At 62.4% G+C, this 14,707-nt stretch carries 13 protein-coding genes; 7 read left to right on the top strand and 6 right to left on the bottom strand.

Going from position 1 to position 14,707, the window contains the following annotated elements:
• The first annotated feature begins 10 nt into the window (after positions 1-10).
• Positions 11-1,531, top strand: coding sequence for an efflux transporter outer membrane subunit (locus tag HV670_RS16980; RefSeq protein WP_425511435.1), 1,521 nt, complete (start codon positions 11-13; stop codon positions 1,529-1,531).
• Between the two features lie 103 nt (positions 1,532-1,634).
• Here the strand turns inward: HV670_RS16980 and HV670_RS16975 are convergent, their stop codons facing one another.
• A complete protein-coding gene (locus HV670_RS16975; RefSeq protein ID WP_175105962.1) occupies positions 1,635-1,847 on the bottom strand; it encodes a hypothetical protein in 213 nt (70 codons plus the stop codon).
• Positions 1,848-1,990: 143 nt separating this feature from the next.
• Positions 1,991-3,022, bottom strand: a complete 1,032-nt coding sequence (locus HV670_RS16970) for an aldo/keto reductase (RefSeq protein ID WP_175105961.1) — start codon at positions 3,020-3,022, stop codon at positions 1,991-1,993.
• A 409-nt stretch (positions 3,023-3,431) separates the two neighbouring features.
• Between HV670_RS16970 and HV670_RS16965 the strand changes: the two genes are divergently transcribed.
• The 5 genes from HV670_RS16965 to HV670_RS16945 all read left to right on the top strand — a co-directional run bounded on the left by HV670_RS16965 (position 3,432) and on the right by HV670_RS16945 (position 9,458).
• Positions 3,432-3,986, top strand: a complete 555-nt coding sequence (locus HV670_RS16965; protein WP_175105960.1) for a DUF3331 domain-containing protein — start codon at positions 3,432-3,434, stop codon at positions 3,984-3,986.
• A gap of 9 nt (positions 3,987-3,995) precedes the next feature.
• Positions 3,996-4,442, top strand: coding sequence for a hypothetical protein (locus HV670_RS16960; protein WP_175105959.1), 447 nt, complete (start codon positions 3,996-3,998; stop codon positions 4,440-4,442).
• A 677-nt stretch (positions 4,443-5,119) separates the two neighbouring features.
• The gene (locus HV670_RS16955) at positions 5,120-6,280 is read left to right on the top strand and encodes a porin (protein ID WP_175105958.1); all 1,161 of its coding nucleotides are present in this window, start codon (positions 5,120-5,122) and stop codon (positions 6,278-6,280) included.
• A 326-nt stretch (positions 6,281-6,606) separates the two neighbouring features.
• Positions 6,607-7,485, top strand: a complete 879-nt coding sequence (locus tag HV670_RS16950) for an extracellular solute-binding protein (RefSeq protein ID WP_175105984.1) — start codon at positions 6,607-6,609, stop codon at positions 7,483-7,485.
• A complete protein-coding gene (locus tag HV670_RS16945) occupies positions 7,485-9,458 on the top strand; it encodes an ATP-binding cassette domain-containing protein (RefSeq protein ID WP_175105957.1) in 1,974 nt (657 codons plus the stop codon). The genes HV670_RS16950 and HV670_RS16945 overlap by 1 nt, the downstream gene beginning before the upstream one ends.
• Here HV670_RS16945 and HV670_RS16940 read toward each other — a convergent pair.
• The 3 genes from HV670_RS16940 to HV670_RS16930 all read right to left on the bottom strand — a co-directional run bounded on the left by HV670_RS16940 (position 9,424) and on the right by HV670_RS16930 (position 12,552).
• Complete coding sequence (locus tag HV670_RS16940; RefSeq protein ID WP_246257555.1) at positions 9,424-10,788, bottom strand: sensor histidine kinase; 1,365 nt, start codon at positions 10,786-10,788, stop codon at positions 9,424-9,426. The two genes, HV670_RS16945 and HV670_RS16940, sit on opposite strands and share 35 nt — an antisense overlap.
• A gap of 1 nt (position 10,789) precedes the next feature.
• Positions 10,790-11,467, bottom strand: coding sequence for a response regulator transcription factor (locus HV670_RS16935; RefSeq protein ID WP_175105955.1), 678 nt, complete (start codon positions 11,465-11,467; stop codon positions 10,790-10,792).
• A gap of 92 nt (positions 11,468-11,559) precedes the next feature.
• Positions 11,560-12,552: a LysR family transcriptional regulator gene (locus HV670_RS16930; RefSeq protein ID WP_175105954.1), complete on the bottom strand. Its 993-nt coding sequence runs from the start codon at positions 12,550-12,552 to the stop codon at positions 11,560-11,562.
• Between the two features lie 315 nt (positions 12,553-12,867).
• Between HV670_RS16930 and HV670_RS16925 the strand changes: the two genes are divergently transcribed.
• Positions 12,868-13,290, top strand: coding sequence for a hypothetical protein (locus HV670_RS16925; protein ID WP_175105953.1), 423 nt, complete (start codon positions 12,868-12,870; stop codon positions 13,288-13,290).
• Between the two features lie 54 nt (positions 13,291-13,344).
• Here the strand turns inward: HV670_RS16925 and HV670_RS16920 are convergent, their stop codons facing one another.
• Positions 13,345-14,358: a substrate-binding domain-containing protein gene (locus HV670_RS16920; protein WP_175105952.1), complete on the bottom strand. Its 1,014-nt coding sequence runs from the start codon at positions 14,356-14,358 to the stop codon at positions 13,345-13,347.
• Between the last annotated feature and the right edge of the window lie 349 nt (positions 14,359-14,707).

The raw sequence follows: 14,707 nt of genomic DNA, 5'->3' as shown, positions 1-14,707 counted from the left end.
AAGGAAAAAGATGATGAACGACATACAGATGAAACGATGGGCGGGTGGTGTGCTGCTGCTTTCGGCATTGCTGGCGAGCGCCGGCTGCTCGTTGACGCCGGACTATGCGAAACCCGATCTCGGCTTGCCGAGCGCCTTCAAGGAAGCGCCGCTGAGCCCGCAGGACGCGGGTACCTGGAAGACCGCGGTGCCGTCCGAACAGCTTGCGCGCGGCGAATGGTGGGCCGTGTTCGACGATGCGACACTCAACGACCTCGAGGCGCAGGCGATGGCCGCGAACCAGAACATCGCGGCGGCCGCGGCCCGCGTCAAGGAAGCACGCGGTCTGCTGCAGGCTGCGCGCTCCGGCTTTTTCCCGACGCTCGACGGGGGATTCGGACCGACCCGCGAGAAAGTCTCGTCGGCTTCGCTGGGCCTGACGCAGGATCAATCGACCGCACCATTGACGCTGTGGCGTGCACAGGCATCGGTGTCGTATGAGGTTGACCTGTTCGGCCGTGTCGCGGCAAACGCCGCCGCTTCGAAGGCGGATGTGGAGCAGAGCGAGGCGCTTTTCCGCTCCGTGCTGCTTGCGCTTCAGGCGGATGTCGCCGAGAACTATTACACGCTGCGTGAACTCGATGCGGAAGCCGATGTGTTCACGCAAACGGTGGCCCTGCGCGAACAGTCGCTCAAGCTCGTCCAGCATCGCTTCGACGACGGCGACGTCAGTGAACTCGATCTCGCGCAGTCGAAGTCCGAACTGGCGACGGCACGCGCGGATGCACTCGGTGTCGCACGTCTGCGCGCGGCTTCGGAGCACAGCCTGGCCGTGCTGCTCGGCAGGACACCCGCTCAATTCTCGATGGCCGCGAACCCGCTCGAGGCGGTCGACGTGACCGTGCCGGCCGGCCTGCCGTCGTCGCTGCTCGAACGCCGGCCCGATATCGCCGCGGCCGAACGTGCCATGGCTGCGGCCAATTCGCGGATCGGCATTGCGCGCGCCGCGTATTTCCCGTCGCTGAGTTTGACGGGGGCAGGGGGCTTTGAATCGAGCACGCTCGGTGAACTGTTCAACTGGTCGAGCCGCGTGTTCCTGCTCGGGCCGCTTGCAGGCACCGCGCTGACCATACCGATTTTCGACGGCGGCGCTCGCAGCGGAAACCTTGCCAATGCGCGCGCGCAGTATGAAGAGGATGTCGCGAACTATCGGCAGCAGGTGCTCGTGGCGTTCCAGGAGGTCGAGGACAATCTGTCGAACCTGCGTCTTCTCGAAGATCAGGTCAAGCAGCAGGACCAGGCCGTCGCGGCTTCGTCGCGTGCGGCGCAGTTGTCGCAGACGCAGTACACCGAGGGTACGGTGACCTACCTCAACGTGATCGATGCGCTGCGCACGGTGCTTCAGGCGCGGCGTGCATCCGTACAGCTCGTCGGCGCGCAGATGGTGTCGCGGGTGGACCTGATCCGCGCGCTCGGCGGCGGCTGGGAAGGCTCGCCGATCGTGCAGGTCGATCCCGCAGCGTCGATCGCGCCGAAGGTCGTGGCGCGCTGAAGACCCGGAGATGCATAGTCTGCTGGCGCACGGTGTGTCAGCAGGTCAGCTCAGAACAGTACGGATTCAAGTCGAATGAAGCGGGGCAACGGTGCAGTGGCGCCTATTCCTTCGCCGCGGCAGCGTTCAACAGTTTGTTGGCCGCGATTGGAATACGTGTGTCGTCCCATTCGGCGAACCACCTGAGTTCCTTGTCCGTGAAAAAGCCGCCACGATTGCGCAACGCATACTGCACTACGTCGGTGATGTGATTGCGGATGATCTCCGGCGCGTCGCGATCGTGAAGGATCGAATGGAGTGCCTCGAGCGTGGACATGGGGGTCTCGATAAAAAGGCTGGATAGGCACAGACCCTATATCGGAGATGCCCAGCGGACAAGTGATCAATATTCGGCGTGCATTCCGGGCGGCGCGAAGCCGCCCGGAACATTGCGCCCCGGACGTTGCATCCGGGGTTTCGTCAGACCTTGACCGGGAACGGGTTGCGTTCGTCGAAGCCTTGTTGATGCCAGTACGGATAAACCGGCCGCACCCGGCTCGCTTCGTCGAGCGTGGCGATCTGCTCGGCCGTGAGGTTCCAGCCGACCGCGCCAAGGTTCTGGCGCAGTTGTTCCTCATCGCGCGCGCCGATCAACACGGTCGCGACCGTCGGGCGCTGGAGCAGCCAGTTGAGTGCGATCTGCGCGACGGTCTTGCCGGTTTCCTCGGCCACCTTGTCGAGCGCATCGACCACGCGATAGACATGCTCATCGGCGACCGGTGGTCCCATGTCGGCGGTCTTGTGCAGACGGCTGCCCGCATGCAGCGGTTCGCCGCGGCGGATCTTGCCGGTCAGTCGGCCCCAGCCGAGCGGGCTCCAGACCACCGCGCCGACACCCTGGTCGATGCCGAGCGGCATCAGTTCCCACTCGTAGTCGCGGCCGATCAGCGAGTAGTAGGTCTGGTTCGCGACATAGCGCGGATAGCCGTAACGATCCGACACGTCGAGCGACTTCATCAGGTGCCAGCCCGAGAAGTTCGATACGCCGATGTAGCGGATCTTGCCCGCGCGCACGAGGTCGTCGAGCGTCGAGAGGACTTCCGTCACCGGGGTCTTCGCATCGAAGCCGTGCAGCTGGAACAAGTCGATGTAGTCGGTGCCGAGGCGCTTGAGCTGCTCCTCGACACTGCGAATCAGGTGAAAGCGCGATGAACCGACGCTGTTCGGGTCGTCGCCGAAACGAAAGGTCGCCTTGGTCGAAATCAGGACCTTGTCGCGCTTGCCCTTGATCGCTTCGCCAAGCACGGCTTCGGACGAACCGCCCGAGTAGATGTCGGCGCTGTCGAACATGTTGACGCCCGCGTCGAGGCAGATGTCGATCAGGCGGCGCGCCTCGGCGACGTCCGTCGCGCCCCAGGCGTTGAAGAATTCACCTTTGCCGCCGAATGTGCCGGTGCCGAAACTGAGGGCCGGCACTTTGAAGCCGGACGCACCCAGATGACGATATTCCATGAAAGCTCCTTGAAAGTATGCAGGTCTGTCGAGGGTCGAACAGGAGTGATGCTGGCAGGACGGTCACGTGTCGTGTGTGCCGGGCGCGCTCGAACGCCTCCTCGAAGTGCAGGGAGGCGGTCGATTCCGGACCCGCGCTTCGGCTCGCTTCACGATGATCACGTCGATTGTAGCGACGTGCGAACAAACTTGCTTGAGGTGGCACGAATCCCCGCTAGCTTCGATGCGGCTTACGCCGACTCCGGAGCGGGCGCGGGGCGGGAGGCAGGTTTGCCCGGTTTGTTTTATCAGCGGTAATAGTGTGTTGCGCGGACGGGCGCCATTGCGAAGTCCATTCGCGGAGATAATGCACTTACTCGGCAATGATACCGATTGATTCCTGCGCCTAAACCAGATAGGAAGCTGCGACATGAAGAAGAGAACCGGTCAGCGCGACCCATGGTCGCACATCCTTGCACGCTTGTGCCTGATCACCTCTGCGGCTGCGAGCGGGCCTGCGATCGGCGCGACCATCGACATGGATGCCGACACCAAGGCGACGGTAGCCCTGGGCGCACGTGCACGTGAAATGAGCGAGCGCATGACGGTGCGCACGGCTGAGCGTAGCGTACCGGCCAGCGTGGCGCGGGCCGAACTCAGCGCGTCGACCGATCGCATCGTGCGGGCCGCGATGGCGCGCGTCGAGTCCGCGCTCCCGCCGCCCACGCGTTTTGTTAAAGTACTCGACAGGCCGAGCGAGCGGACTGTCACGATCTCGTGGCGCGAGTCGACACTGTGTCACTATAACGACCAGATCTGGCGGGCGGGCATTGCGAAGCATGCGGGCACGTGCGCGGCCAGCGGCATGCATATCGAACGCGGCGATTCCGTCTATCGTCCGATCCCGACCCGGCCTGCGCCGATCAATGCGAACGCAATGATCCTTTCGGCGGCGATCGCCGACCAGGCACTCGTTATGGAATAGTGCAAGCAGATGACAAGGACAGTTCCAGTCAATGTAGCCGCCGCGCTCACGCTCGTGCTGTCGTCTGCTCTGCCGTCGATCGCGCATGCGCTGGCACTCGACGATGCACTCTCGTGCGGTGAACACGCGCATGGCTATATCACGTCGCTGCAAACGCGACAGTTGATCCCCGACCATCCCCTGCATGTCGAAGACAATGCGATCAATGTGTTCTGGCCTGCACGTGATGCGGCCCTGACTGCGTTTGGCTTCAAGGTCTACGCCGTGATCGGTTATGAGCGGGACGACCCCACGTTCACGAGGGGAAGCGGCGAACCCATGAAGGGATCGCTCTATGGTGTCGTTGTCAGAGGTGGCACCGTCGCGGTCGCGAAGGCCGTGAGCGATGCCGGCAGCCCCGCCGAGAGCAAGCACGCCGGTCCCTTCCTTACTGCGATTTACTGTAGCGCTGAGTAGCCTTCTCTCTGTGGCCATTTCTCTGTAGCCACGTCTTATTCGCCTGTTCCCAGTAGTCTCTTCGCAGCTTCCCTCGTTACACAGTTTTACATATACGTCGAAATATTTCCGGGCTTCGGTGCTCGATGTGTAACTGTCATTGCGCTATTTCTTAGTCGCGAGTGCACGGCGCGTGGTGCATGAATTCTCTTGTAAGGTGTTGTGAGTTGTTGTGAGGCAACACTCGTTCGCCGTGCAACCGGACAATAACCCCAATCTGAGCGCACGTACTCAGCAACATGCCGGCAAGGTGACAAGCCTCATTCGCATTTGTTCCCGCTAAATGGCGCCGACTGTGTGAAGTCGCCAAAATCCGCTTGTTTATAGGGGTTTGCGCGTATTACGCAGGGTTGCAAAAGGGGTGTGTCGCGCTTCGCGGGAACCTTTTTTAGAGGTTCGAAGATGAACAGGTCTTCATGTAAGGGCGCGTTGCACGCCTCGATGTCGATCAGGCAATGTCGATTCCTGATTTTGAAATTCGCTCTTTCAAAATGTGCGCATAGTGCGCGCGATGCGTATCTCTAAACTCCAGCCTGGATCAACGGCCCGCACCGTCGGCAACCTTTGTGCGACGAGTGATACCCGTGGCACTCCCCTGTTGTTCCGCACTACCCCGAACTGTACTGGAGTTAAAAGGCATGAAAAAGACACTTCTAATTGCTGCTGCTGTCAGCGGTACATTTGCGATGACTGCGGCTCACGCTCAAAGCAGCGTGACGTTGTACGGCACGCTCGATGCAGGCCTGGTGTTCGCGAACAACGAAGGCGGCCATCAGAACTGGCAGCAAAGCAGCGGCGCGCTCACGGACAGCGTGTTCGGCCTGCGCGGCAATGAAGACCTCGGCGGCGGCCTGCATGCGGTCTTCCGTTTGGAAAGCGCGATCAACGTGAATAACGGCGCGACCTTCTACAACAACTCGCTGTTCGGTCGTCAGGCGTATGTCGGTCTCTCGAGCGATCAGTACGGTACGATCACCCTGGGTCGCCAGTTCGACTCGATGGTCGACTACCTTTCGCCGCTCGCCATGACCGGCGTGGACGGCTTGGACGGCGGCAACAACCTCGCGGCTCACCCGTTCGACAACGACAATCTGGGCAGCACGTTCTCGATCAACAACGCGGTCAAGTACACGAGCCTCGACTACAACGGTCTGCAATTCGGCGGCCTGTATGGTTTCAGCAACCAAGCGGGCGGCTTCGGCAACAACCGCGCATACAGCTTGGGCGCTTCGTACAAGAATGGCCCGCTGAATTTCGCCGCAGGCTATATGGAACTCAACAATGCGCCTGGCGGCAATACGACCGGCGCGGTCGCCCAAGGGACCACCAATTCCGCCATCACGGCGAGCACGCATCGTGAGTTCGGTGCTGGTTTGAACTACGCGTTCGGCCCGGCAACCGTCGGCTTCGTCTGGACCCACACGCAGCTCGAAGATATCTCCAACGTGACCCTCGACGGCGAGAGCCAAGCCGTCGCCGGCGGTACGAACCTGCGTCTGGACAACTTCGAACTCAACGGTCGTTATGCGTTGACGCCGGCGTTGAGCCTGAACGGTGCCTATACGTTCACGGACGGTCACGAGACCGGCACGGCGAATAGTAGCAGCCCGAAGTGGCAGCAAGGCACGCTCGAAGCGGATTACTCGCTGAGCAAGCGTACCGATGTGTATGTCGAAGGCGTGTACCAGCATGTCAACGGTGGTTCTGGCGCGTTCGCGAATGCCGCAATCAACACGCTGACGCCGTCGTCGACCGACACCCAGGTCGCTGCCACGGTGGGCCTGCGTACCCGCTTCTAAACCAGACGGGCGGTGCGCCGGGATCGCGCTGGTTCAAGGCGACCCGGCCATGGCAAACGCGAATACCGGCCGTCCTCCACTGGACGGCCATCGATTCGCGAGCAGTACATAGCAGCAACGTCAAGACGACTAGCAGTCAAGATGCCCCTCGCGGATCGGCCGGTTCGCGAGGGGCATTTTCTTTCATTTACGTTTCGTATTTCCCTCGTCGAATGGAGGGGCGGAGCCGGAGGTCGGTTGCCGCCAACGGCTATATATCGTAGGATACGTCGCACTCCCGAAAGCCGTGTGGCGGGGTTTGATACAAAGGAACAAACATGCTGAAAATGCTGCGCTCGCTCATCTCGATCGTCGGCGCGGGCATTGCATTGCTGGGTGCGGTCGCCGCACATGCCGATACGGTCAATGTGATGTATGCGGGCTCGCTCGTCCATATGATGGAGCAGCGCGTCGGACCGGCCTTCGAGAAGGCGACCGGCCTCACGTTCCAGGGCTATGCGGGCGGCGCGAACCAGTTGGCGAGCGAAATTCGCGGCAAGCTGCGGCGGGCCGACGTATTCGTCAGCGCGAGCCCCACGGTCAATGCGAGTCTCATGGGGGCGGCCAACGGCAACTGGGTCAGCTGGTATGCGGCCTTCGCCGAGTCGCCGTTGCTGATCGGCTACGATCCGCACAGCCGCTTCGCCCAGGCGCTCCTCACGCAGCGCTGGGACAAGGCGCTGACCCAGCCGGGCATCCGGATCGGACGCAGCGACCCCAAGCTCGATCCGAAGGGCGCTTTCACGATCCAATTGCTCGATAAAGCAGAGCGCCTGTATAAAGACCCGGGCCTGTCGGCACGTATGGTCGGCGACCCCGAGAACTCCGCGCAAGTGATGCCTGAAGAAACGATGGTCGGCCGGCTGCAATCTGGTCAACTCGACGCAGGCTTCTTCTACTCGACGGAAACGACTGATATGAGGATTCCGGCCGTGCGCCTGCCCGCGGATTTCGACAACATCAAGGCGAACTACACGATCACGGTGCTCAACGGCGCGCCGAATGAAGCCGGCGGCCGCCGTTTCGTGGCCTTCCTGCTCAGCGATGCCGGACGCCAGTTGCTTCGCGACTCGGGTATCGATGTCAAGACGCCGCAACTGAGCGGTGATGTCGCCACCATCCCGGCCGATTTGCAAACTGTGCTTGCGCGGCCTGTCGGCCCTTGATGACTTTGCCGCGGCCGCTGCGATGGTTGGGCGCGTTGCTCGCGCTCTATCTGGTCGCGCCGCTTCTGACGGTCGTGCCCCAACTCGCCCAGGCTGACTGGAGCGCGCTCGGGCAACGCACGCTGTGGCAGGCAACCGAGGTGTCGTTCGCGAGTGCGACGCTGGCTACCGTGCTGATCGGCCTGGGTGGTATTCCGCTCGGCTATTACCTGGCCCGGCATGCAAGCCCTGCCAGCCGGGTGCTCGGCTTCGTCGTGCAACTCCCGCTCGCCTTGCCGCCACTGGTCGCGGGCGTGCTGCTGCTGTTCCTTGTCGGGCCCTATACGGTACTCGGCCGCTTGGCGAGCGCGGCGGGCCTGCCGCTGACCGACTCGTTCTCGGGTGTCGTGCTTGCCGAGACCTTCGTGGCGGCGCCGTTCCTGATCGTCGCCGCTCGTTCCGCGTTCCTGTCGGTCGACCGCGATCTCGAACATGTCGCCGCGACGCTCGGCTATCGCGCATCGGCTCGTTTCTTCAAGGTCTCGCTGCCGCTCGCATGGCCGACGATTCTCGCGGGTCTGTTACTCGCGTGGTTACGTGCGATCGGTGAGTTCGGCGCGACCGTGATGGTGGCATATCACCCGTACACCTTGCCGGTCTACACGTTCGTGAGCTTCAGCAGCGAGGGCCTGTCGGCCATGCTGCCGATCTTGCTGCCGACCTTGTTGTCGGCGCTCCTGATCATCGCGGCGGTGGCGGTTTTGCGATATCGGCATGGGCGCGTTGCAAGCGACGGCCATGCAGCCCGCCGCATTCTTGCGCATACCGAAGCACAGATGGCCGATCGGCAGTCTCTGCCACGGACCGTGATGCCCGAGGTGGACCTCGATTTCCAGCTTCGGCATCGCTATCGCGCGTTCGAACTCGACCTCAAGCTGAGCACGCGCGCACGGCGTATTGCCGTTCTTGGCCCTTCCGGATCGGGAAAATCGTTGAGTCTGCGCCTGCTTGCAGGACTCGCAGAGGGACACGATAGTATCGTCGCGATCGACGGTGCGCGCATCGACTCGCATTTGCCTGAAGTGCGCCAGATCGGCTATGTCCCGCAGAACTATGCGCTGTTTCCCCACCTGCGGGTCGCCGAGCAGCTGCTGTTCGCACCGGATGCCATGCCGGCGCGCGCGGCGTATTGGGCGCAGCGATTCGGTCTGATGCCCTTGCTCGAGCGCTTGCCTTCGCAGTTGTCGCTCGGTCAGCAGCAGCGCGTTGCGCTCGCACGCGCGCTCGCCCGGCCGAGCCGCCTGTTGCTGCTCGACGAGCCGTTTGCGGCACTCGACACGCCCTTGCGTACGCGCCTGCGACGGGCGTTGCGTACCCTTCAGCACGAGTTCGACGGCACGACGATCATTGTGACGCACGATCCCCAGGATGCCGCCGAGCTGTCCGACGAGATCGTCGTGATGGATGCGGGACGCCTGCTTCAGCACGGTCCCGCAAGCGAACTCTTCCGGCGGCCTGCCTCGGTCGAAATCGCCGGCTTGCTCGGTGTCGAGAATGTGTTCGAAGCACACATGACGGAGCGTGGCAGCGTCATGATCGCGACTCAGGGCCATGCCGGTCTGGAGATCGAACCGTGCAACACACGCCTGGCGGCGGACACGCGCTGTCTCGTCAGGATCCCGGCCCGTGCGATTCGTGTGACTTCACACGGCATGGCCGAAGCGACCATCGAAGACCGCTTTGAAATGCCGAACCGGGTGCGTGTCGTACTGCGTGTAGGGGAGCTCATGCTCGACAGCGTCCAAGCCCATGTCGAAGCGCAGGGGGAGGCGAATGCGCATGCCGCGATCGGCAGCACGGTGCGGTTCTCGATCGATGCGTCCCAGGTCGACATATGGACGAATCCGGCCACGCCCGGGCTTGTGTCGCCCGCTCCAGCCGGGGCCGCCACGACTCACGCTACGCGTGCGGTTGCGACCAGCAGCGTACGGTGATTTGCGTGCCGCTTTCCGATGGCACGGCCGACGCATCGCCGATCTGCATCGTGTAGTTGTGCAGCCGCAGGATCGCGGCGACGACACTCAGGCCGAGTCCCGACCCGGGCAATTGGGCAGTCCGTTCACTCCGGTAGAAACGCTGCGTGACGGCTTTGCGCTCGTCGACCGGAATGCCCGGTCCGCTGTCGATGACGTCGATGCGCGGTCCTTGCACGTCGCGGCGCAGGTTGATCTGCACCACGCCACCCGTCGGCGTGAACTTGATCGCATTGTCGATGAGGTTGCCGAGCGCCTCGAACAGCAAGGCCCGATCCGCTTGAATCGCCGGGACCTCGCTGACCAGCGACAAGAACCGCAGTCCCTTGTCCTCGGCGAGCGGTCCATAGAGGTCGGCGATCTCCTCGACCAGCGAGCGCAGGTCGAATGTGCTGAAACCGCTGCGCCGGTGCATCGTCTCGATCTCCGAGATGCGGAGCATCGCCCGGAAGCGGTTGAGGGCAATGTCGATTTCGCGCAGCGCGCGGTCGAGCGGCTCGGCGGCCGGGCCGGGATTGAGCTGGCTCGCACGCGTGAGCATCGTGCGCGCCCGGCTGAGTGGAGACCTGAGGTCGTGGGCAATATTGTCGCAACTCGATTTGATCTCGCCCATCAGCCTTTCGATTTCATCGAGCATATGGTTGACGATCTGGGCGAGGAGGTCGATCTCATCGCGGCCCGAGGACGGCAGCCGCCGCTGGAGATCGCCGGAGGCAATCTGGCGCGCGACGATCTGAAGGCGACGAATGCGATCGCTTTGCCGGATGCCGACGATGATGCTGCCCCCGAAAGCGGTGAGCAAGGCGAAGCATCCGCCGTAGACGAGCGCGTCGAGAATCGACGAACGCAGCTCCCTGACTTCACCCAGGTCGCGCGCGACCATCAGAACATTGCCCGACGGCATGGCGGACGCGGTCGCGCGCGCGAGCGGAATGGCCACGCCGAAGGTCGTGGTCAGTTGGTTGATGGTGTACATCCGCCCGTCGACCGGCAAGGTGTACGGACGAGCGTCGATATCGCCCGCGATCAGCTTGCCGTCGGGCGCGAACAGCGCGACGTAGTTGATGTGAACATGCGTGTGGTAGAGCCGCTGCACGATCTCTTGCGGCACCGTGTCCGGCGGGATGGTCAGGAAGTAGCTGGCCTCGGCACTCAGCATCGCGTCGGCCTGCTCGGACATATAGCCGGCCGACTGCCAGTAGATGAACGCGACCAGCGCGGCGCCCGACAGCGAGAAAATGGCCGAATACAGGGCCAGGAGCCGGAAGGTCGAGGTCCGCCAGCGGCTCATGTCAGCCAAGGATATAGCCTGAGCCGCGCACAGTCTGGAGTTGGGGTTCCGCACCGACGGGGTCGATCTTGCGCCGCAGCCGGCCGACGTGGACATCGATCAGATTGGTGCCCGGATCGAAGTGATAACCCCAGACCGCTTCGAAAATCATCGTCCGTGTGAGCGTCTGGCCGGGATTCTTCATCATGAATTCGAGGACCTTGAACTCGGTGGGCAGCAGCGAAAGCGTCTGGCCGTCGCGCGTCGCCGTGCGGGTCACGAGATCGAGTTCGAGCGGGCCGACCCTGAGCAGCGTCTGGCGCGGTTCGGCAGCGCGCGCGCCGCGGCGCAGCAGCACTTCGAGCCGCGCAATCATTTCGTCAGGCGAGAAGGGCTTGGTCAGATAGTCGTCGCCGCCCGCGCGCAAGCCCCGCACGCGTTCGTCGACATCCGACAACGCACTCAACATCAGGACAGGGGTTTCGATGCCGGCGCTGCGCATGGTTTTCACGATGCTCAGGCCGTCGAGACCCGGCAACATCCGGTCGAGCGTGATGGCGTCGTACTCGCCGCTGACGGCGCGTGTCATCCCGTCGTGGCCATTGTCGACCCACTCGACGTCAAAATTGTGCTGCCTCAGTGTCGAGACGATTTCCTGTGCAGTGACTTCATCGTCTTCGATCGTCAGGACTTTTCCCATGATCGCCTGTTTGCCTCCTGGTTGGCGAGCCTGGCCGCGATAAAGTCCAATTTTACTCGGTTGCCGCGTCAAGCCCACGCTCGTGTTTTAGGCTACGCCGTTTCCGTGTCGGCAGTTTCCTTGCCATAGCAGACGTCAGCCCGATCCGCTTGATCCGTCCGATCCGCACGATCTCCGCGATCCGCGCCCTCGCGGCGCTCACGGAAATACTCCACGGCGAATTCGATGAAGCTGCGGACCTTGGCCGACAGATGACGGCGTCCAGAATAGAGAATCGCCATTTGCCGCTGAGGCCCTTCGACTTCGCACTCCGGCAACACGACAGTCAGGCGGCCCTGCGCGATATCGTCGCTTACAAGGCTTTCGGGGATCACCGCGATGCCCATATGGGCGAGTGCCGCTTCGCGCACGAGCACACTACTTGACGCGGCGAGCGCGGGCTCGACCTCGATGCGTTCGATACCCGACGGGGTACGCAACTCGAGTGGCTGACGGCCCGTGTCGACATGGGCGAGCAGACTGTGGCCCCGGAGGCTGGCGGGATCGGCCGGTGCCCCCGCGTGTTGGAGGTAGCCGGGCGAGGCGACCAGCACCGGCTTGATCGGCGCCAGTGTGCGGCTCACCATCGTCGCCGAGGCCGTCTTGTGATCGGCGACGAAGCACGCGTCGTAGCGGCCTTCGACGATATCGACCTGCGTGTCCACGAGGTCCACTTCAAGCCGCACCTCCGGATAGCGGCGCCGGTAGTGCGCGAGCAAGGGGGCCAGTTCGGTCATGGAGAACGAGGTCGGCGCCGCGATGCGCAGGGTGCCCTTGGGCTCGCGCACCGAGCGGTTGACCTCGGCCTCGACCTCGTCGAGTTTGTCGAGCACGGCGCGCACGCCTTCGACATAGGCCTCGCCTGCTCCCGTGACGGAGACGTTGTGCGTGCTTCGATGCAGCAGCCGGACGTTGAAGTGTTCTTCGAGCATCGCAATGCTGCGCGTTACCGCAGGCCGCGAAATACCCATCTGCTCGCCAGCAAGCCCGAAGTTTTTGAGTTCGACGACCTTCAGGAAGACCCGCATTGCCTGAAGTTGATTCATTGCATTTCCTGCCGATTTGATTCAAGACACCACATTGTGGTTTGTTTGTCTTTACGCTACTAAGCACATAAGAATGAAAATTTTGTTAATAAGGGTCGCGAAATCGGGCAAACCCCGGTGCCGTGCGCCATACAGGTCAGATCATGCGGATTCGGCACGCTCGCGTCCGAATCCGAAATTCGGCCTAAAGCACGCCGCAGGACTGCCGATAACCGGTTAGAGCTCTCAGGAAATGACACTGCCACCGTGCGATCAACATCCAGTCAATCGAAATCGAAACGCGGCGCCCTCGTGTCGCCGGTTCGCAACAAGGCCATGCTGCTGCCGTTGCCGCTGGGCCTGTTCAATCATCTTTCGATGGAACACCACCTGAAGCTCGAGGCCTTGTACCGCGGACGCGGCGAGGCTGTGTTCATGGGCACGATGGCCGAAATCCTCTTCGTGTCCTGCTTCATGGCCGAAGACGGCTACGGCGACGGCAATGAAGCGCTCATCGTCACCGCCCAGGACCATCTGGTGCGTGCGCACCAGCACGGCTCGAATACGGGCGTCTGGGCGTTCGACGGCACGGCCTACGCCGCCTTCTGCAAACTTCTGACGCTGCACGATGAACAACTGCGGCAGGCGCCAGCCTATGCGGTGTTCAAGGCCAATGAGCGGATGCTTCAGTCCATCCGCACGGAAAACCAGGCATTGAGCCGCGCCAAGGCGGCCATGCTGGTCGCCGAACCTGCCTGAGCGGTTCCACGGGCCGCTCGGCGTGGGTCGTGGCGGCGCACACGCCGGGACACTTCACCCGATGCAAGGCCCATCGGAATTGCCGACTTTAAGCACGGGCTTCCAAAGAACCTGCAGGTTTTCCAGAGACTCGCCGTTAAGCAAGGCGAGCATCAGTTCGCTGATCTTGATGCCGATTGCGTGCGGCTTGGCCGACTCCGTGGCCGTCACGTTGTAGCCCATCAGCGGATCGGGCGGCCTGCCGTCGTTGATGATGATCGACATCTCGCTGCCGATCGCGATGCCCATATCGAGAAGGGCGCGTATCGCCCCCACGCCGCAGATCTGATTGTCGACCACGACGGCTGTCGGCCGCGGACTGCACGCGAGCAGACGCATCATTCTCGTATGGCCTCCCACGCTGTTGAGCTCGCCGTCGACCCTGTATTGCGGGTCGGCCGCCAAGCCGGCATCTGCCATGGCACCGAGATATCCCTTGCGTCCCTGTTGCACGAAAAAGAGCTCAGGTGGCCCGCTGAGCAATGCGATACGTCGATGCCCAAGGCTGACCAACCGGTCTACCGCGATCCGCACGCCAGCCTCGGTATCGAGATCGAACCACGCATAGGGGCCGGGCAGGTTGCTACGGCCATACGCAACGAATGGAATGCGCTTCTTCATCAGATACTGCAGGCGGGGATCTTCGAGCTTCGTGCGTGCGACGACCATCCCGTCGATGCGGCGTCCCTCGATCATGCGCTCATAAGTGCGAACCTCATCGCCCTGTGAAGCCGAAGCGATCATCAGATCCATATCGGCCTTGCCGAGCGCTTCGGTCATGCCGCCGACCACTTCAAGGAAATACGGATCGCCGAGATCGGCCGCCATCAGGGGATAGATGATGCCGATCGCGTCGGCACGCCCAGTCGCCAGGCGCCGAGCCACGGGATTGGGGCGATAGCCGGCCGCGGCCGCGGCGGCAATGACACGCTCGCGGGTCTGCGCGCTGACTTCCGGATAACCGTTGAGCGCGCGGCTGACCGTGGTCTGGGACATCCCCAGGTTTTGGGCAAGATCTTTTAGGTTCATCGACCCCCCGTGACGAACGAGGAAAAGTAAACGTCATGCGGATGCCACGGATTGACGGCCTCGGTTGTCTGCCGCGTTAATTGCACTCGAATACTACCCGCAACCTCGATGTGGTCAAAGCGCTTTGGACGAGAGCCGTCCTGTTGTTGATTTGATTCCTCACTCGTGCTTCGACGACCGCTGAAACTGCATGATCCGCAGGCTTCGGGACCTCCGATCGCATCCTCGGCCGGTTGCTTACCCATTTACCCTGAGGCAGCGACAAATCCCTTGTGTTGTTCGCGGCCGGTGCTAGATTGAATTCCAAAGCGCTTTGAGAGAAATTGCAATCGCTTTGGATCTAACCAAG

This window comes from Pararobbsia alpina (assembly GCF_902859895.1).
GTDB lineage: Bacteria > Pseudomonadota > Gammaproteobacteria > Burkholderiales > Burkholderiaceae > Pararobbsia > Pararobbsia alpina.
This window is presented reverse-complemented; position numbering and strand designations above follow the sequence as displayed.

Coding starts and splice junctions, on each gene's coding strand:
- HV670_RS16980 (WP_425511435.1), top strand. CDS start 11: ATGATGAACGACATACAGATGAAACGATGGGCGGGTGGTGTGCTGCTG.
- HV670_RS16975 (WP_175105962.1), bottom strand. CDS start 1,847: ATGTCCACGCTCGAGGCACTCCATTCGATCCTTCACGATCGCGACGCG.
- HV670_RS16970 (WP_175105961.1), bottom strand. CDS start 3,022: ATGGAATATCGTCATCTGGGTGCGTCCGGCTTCAAAGTGCCGGCCCTC.
- HV670_RS16965 (WP_175105960.1), top strand. CDS start 3,432: ATGAAGAAGAGAACCGGTCAGCGCGACCCATGGTCGCACATCCTTGCA.
- HV670_RS16960 (WP_175105959.1), top strand. CDS start 3,996: ATGACAAGGACAGTTCCAGTCAATGTAGCCGCCGCGCTCACGCTCGTG.
- HV670_RS16955 (WP_175105958.1), top strand. CDS start 5,120: ATGAAAAAGACACTTCTAATTGCTGCTGCTGTCAGCGGTACATTTGCG.
- HV670_RS16950 (WP_175105984.1), top strand. CDS start 6,607: ATGCTGCGCTCGCTCATCTCGATCGTCGGCGCGGGCATTGCATTGCTG.
- HV670_RS16945 (WP_175105957.1), top strand. CDS start 7,485: ATGACTTTGCCGCGGCCGCTGCGATGGTTGGGCGCGTTGCTCGCGCTC.
- HV670_RS16940 (WP_246257555.1), bottom strand. CDS start 10,788: ATGAGCCGCTGGCGGACCTCGACCTTCCGGCTCCTGGCCCTGTATTCG.
- HV670_RS16935 (WP_175105955.1), bottom strand. CDS start 11,467: ATGGGAAAAGTCCTGACGATCGAAGACGATGAAGTCACTGCACAGGAA.
- HV670_RS16930 (WP_175105954.1), bottom strand. CDS start 12,552: ATGAATCAACTTCAGGCAATGCGGGTCTTCCTGAAGGTCGTCGAACTC.
- HV670_RS16925 (WP_175105953.1), top strand. CDS start 12,868: ATGCTGCTGCCGTTGCCGCTGGGCCTGTTCAATCATCTTTCGATGGAA.
- HV670_RS16920 (WP_175105952.1), bottom strand. CDS start 14,358: ATGAACCTAAAAGATCTTGCCCAAAACCTGGGGATGTCCCAGACCACG.